Source organism: Flavobacterium columnare NBRC 100251 = ATCC 23463 (assembly GCF_002530675.1).
Classification (GTDB): domain Bacteria; phylum Bacteroidota; class Bacteroidia; order Flavobacteriales; family Flavobacteriaceae; genus Flavobacterium; species Flavobacterium columnare.
Genome location: NZ_PCMX01000124.1, coordinates 1 through 3,334, shown reverse-complemented (window position 1 = coordinate 3,334; position 3,334 = coordinate 1). Strand labels below are relative to the sequence as shown.

Genomic DNA, 3,334 nt, shown 5'->3' with positions numbered 1-3,334 from the left:
AAAATAACCCTTCTTAATTATGCTTTATTTTTGTAGTTCAGGATGTCTTTCTTTATAGTCTTTTACTTTTTGACGCCAACTTTTTTGAAGTTCGTTATAGTTATGCCCTAATTTAGATTCTTGCGCTACCAATCTACCATCTATGAAGGAACGATATAAAACGCTTTCTATAAGATAATCTTCTGCAATTAGATTGGGTTCGTATTTTGTTTTTAAATTTATATCAAATAAACTTGCTGTATTGTTAGCCCAAAAGGCTTTCCAACCATTTTTTAAATCAGCTATTAATTCATAGGTGGTAATACCTGTTTGACGATGAATTAGTTTGACTAAAACTTGCCCCTCTTTTCGGCTTAATTTTTTTAATTGTTCTTCAAATTCTTCTGTTAAAAATTTTTCAACTAGTTTAAAGTATTTTTTTTTATCACGCTCTGTTTTTAAAAGTTTCATTCCATTGTTAAGGGCTACCAATCTATCAGCTGCTATTTTTGCGTAAGGATACGTTCTCATCACTCTCCGTTTTAGAATCATAAAACGTTTTCGTTCTTCTTCGTTTTTAAAATTATAGGCTCTATTAGTTACCAAGACTTCTTCTAATTGGTAAGATACTTGTGCTATTGTGTCCTTTATATCTAGTTTTTTCTCGATTTCGGTAGAATCGACTTTTACCTCTTGAGCCGTAACGGTTAGTACGGAAAAAAGTAGAAAAACTACACTTATGTTGTATTTGTACATTTGATATTTATTTTTGGTTCAAAATTATACATTTATTCAACAAGTGTTGTACCATTTTTTTATTTTAGCAAAAAAAAATTATGAATACTGAATCAATATTAAATGACTTTTCTATAAGCTTTTTAGAACGCTATTTAAACAATGCGTCTCCTACGGGATATGAGAGTGAAGGGCAAAAAATTTGGATGGATTATCTTAAACCTTATGTAGATACTTTTATCACGGATACATACGGGACGGCTGTTGGTGTTATAAATCCAGATGCTCCTTATAAGGTGGTAATAGAAGGGCATAGTGATGAAATATCGTGGTATGTGAATTATATTACAGAAGATGGTTTAATATATGTTATCCGTAATGGGGGTTCTGACCATCAAATTGCTCCCTCAAAAAGGGTAAACATTCATACTAAAAATGGTATTGTAAAGGGGGTTTTTGGCTGGCCTGCTATTCACACACGCGGAAGAGGTAAGGAAGAAAGTGCTTCCTTACATAATATTTTTATAGATTGTGGATGTAGTAGTAAGGAAGAAGTAGAATCATTAGGTGTGTATGTGGGTTGTGTTATTACATATCCAGATGAGTTTATGATTTTAAATAACAATAAATTTGTATGTCGTGCTATAGACAACCGAATGGGTGGTTTTATGATAGCTGAAGTAGCGCGCTTACTAAAAGAGAATGATAAAAAATTGCCTTTTGGTTTGTATATAGTAAATTCGGTACAGGAGGAAGTTGGATTACGCGGTGCTGAAATGATTACGCAAACTATTAAGCCTAATGTTGCGATTGTAACTGACGTATGTCATGATACTACGACTCCTATGATTGATAAAAAAATTGAAGGTGATTTAAAAATAGGTCGTGGTCCTGTTATAGCTTATGCTCCTGCTGTTCAGAATAGACTACGGGAATTAATTGTTGATACGGCTATGGAAAAAGCAATTCCATTTCAAAGACACGCAAGTTCAAGAGTAACTGGTACAGACACGGATGCTTTTGCTTATAGTAATGGTGGGGTTGCATCTGCTTTGATTTCTTTACCTTTACGCTATATGCACACAACTGTTGAAATGGTACATAGAGAGGATGTGGAGAATGTCATTAAATTAATTTATGAAATCCTTTTAAAAATTGAAAACAATGAAACTTTTTCTTATTTTAAATAGGAAATGGTTTTATTGATTAAAAAATCCACTCGGTTTTATTCGAGTGGATTTTTCTTTAATGTTTTAAAGAATCTTTTTTATTTTTTTGTCATTTTTTTAGAGAATGTTTTTCCTGACAATGTGGTTATCTTTATTATATATAAACCCGTTTTTAAAGATTCTAGTCGTTCTATATGAATTAGATTTTCGTTTAAAGGATGAAGATTAACAAGTATTTCCTCTCCTAGAATAGTAAAAAGTTTTGCTTCTTTTATTTTTTCATCTATAGAAATTTCTATATTGGAATTAAAAGGATTAGGATATATATTTAAAGTTGCTTGTTTATCAAATTGATTATTTGCCAAAAGGTCTCTTTCCATTAGACCTGTATCTATAAGATTTTCTTTTTGCCATAATTTTTCTCTACTAGGGTGATGTAATGCTTTATACATACGTTGTACTTGTCCTTTTGTAAACATTTTGTAACAACCATGAGATCCATTATATCCCATATAATTTTCGCTATTAATTTTTTCTCTATTGCAATTAATGGCCGACATACATCTAGTATTTGCTACTGCAGAATCTTCTTGTGGGGTATCATCTACTTCATCTGTTCCAGTACATCCATTTTCAAAAGTATGTATTAATCCTAAAAAGTGAGCAAATTCATGAGTGAGTGTAGAAGCAAATTCAACATCTGTATTACCATAAATAGATGTCCCGCTATAAACTATTCTAGAAAAATTATTTTTTGTTTTTTCTTGATCTGGATATGTAGCTACACCTGAATTATTTTTCTGATCATCAAAAAGGTCATTTTGAATATATACATTGATGTATTTATTGTTATCCCAGGCATATTTCGTTTGTATCAAATCTTTAATCGTTTGAGTATTTTTTCCAAAACCTTTTTCATCTTTGTCATAAAAATTAACACACCCTTCTGGCCTATCCTTTCCTCTCTTCCCTATTTTGGCTAGTTCAAACTTTATATTTAATTTAGATTTTATAGGTTCAAAATCGGGATCGACACTATCATAATCATCATTGAGTCCATTAAAATCTTCATTTACTTTTTCTAAGGCTTTTTTTATTTTTTCGGTTGTAATCTTTTTATCATCTGTTTCATAATAAGCATTTGGGGTTGCTTTTTTTGTTTCTGGATAGTAAACATATCCAGCATCAAAAACATGAAAAACAACGGGTATGATAAATTCTTTTTTTAGATCTTCATCTGTTATTATGGGCAATTGTACCTCTTGATCCCATTTTATCTTTGCTTTTACTCTTGAATTATTGTTCTCATTGGTATTGGTTTCTGTTATCTTACATTTTATATTTTGAGCAAAAATGGAATAACTTATTATTGAGACTAATATTAGAAGTTCTTTTTTTATTTTAATCATTTTCCTATTTATTTTATTAAATTATTAAATATTAGTATTAGG

The 3,334-nt window shown here is 30.4% G+C and carries 3 protein-coding genes; 1 reads left to right on the top strand and 2 read right to left on the bottom strand.

The annotated features are described in order from the left end of the window. Nucleotides 1-24 precede the first annotated feature (24 nt). Nucleotides 25-735, bottom strand: coding sequence for a DUF4294 domain-containing protein (locus tag B0A78_RS13110; RefSeq protein WP_014165641.1), 711 nt, complete (start codon nt 733-735; stop codon nt 25-27). 80 nt (nt 736-815) lie between these two features. Between B0A78_RS13110 and B0A78_RS13105 the strand changes: the two genes are divergently transcribed. Beyond that, a complete protein-coding gene (locus tag B0A78_RS13105) occupies nt 816-1,904 on the top strand; it encodes a M42 family metallopeptidase (RefSeq protein WP_014165642.1) in 1,089 nt (362 codons plus the stop codon). Nucleotides 1,905-1,981: 77 nt separating this feature from the next. Here the strand turns inward: B0A78_RS13105 and B0A78_RS13100 are convergent, their stop codons facing one another. Continuing rightward, nucleotides 1,982-3,292: a M43 family zinc metalloprotease gene (locus B0A78_RS13100; protein WP_014165643.1), complete on the bottom strand. Its 1,311-nt coding sequence runs from the start codon at nt 3,290-3,292 to the stop codon at nt 1,982-1,984. Nucleotides 3,293-3,334 lie beyond the last annotated feature (42 nt).

What these genes read in the sequence shown, in the direction of transcription:
- B0A78_RS13100 (WP_014165643.1), bottom strand. Translation starts at nt 3,292, where the DNA reads ATGATTAAAATAAAAAAAGAACTTCTAATATTAGTCTCAATAATAAGT.
- B0A78_RS13105 (WP_014165642.1), top strand. Translation starts at nt 816, where the DNA reads ATGAATACTGAATCAATATTAAATGACTTTTCTATAAGCTTTTTAGAA.
- B0A78_RS13110 (WP_014165641.1), bottom strand. Translation starts at nt 735, where the DNA reads ATGTACAAATACAACATAAGTGTAGTTTTTCTACTTTTTTCCGTACTA.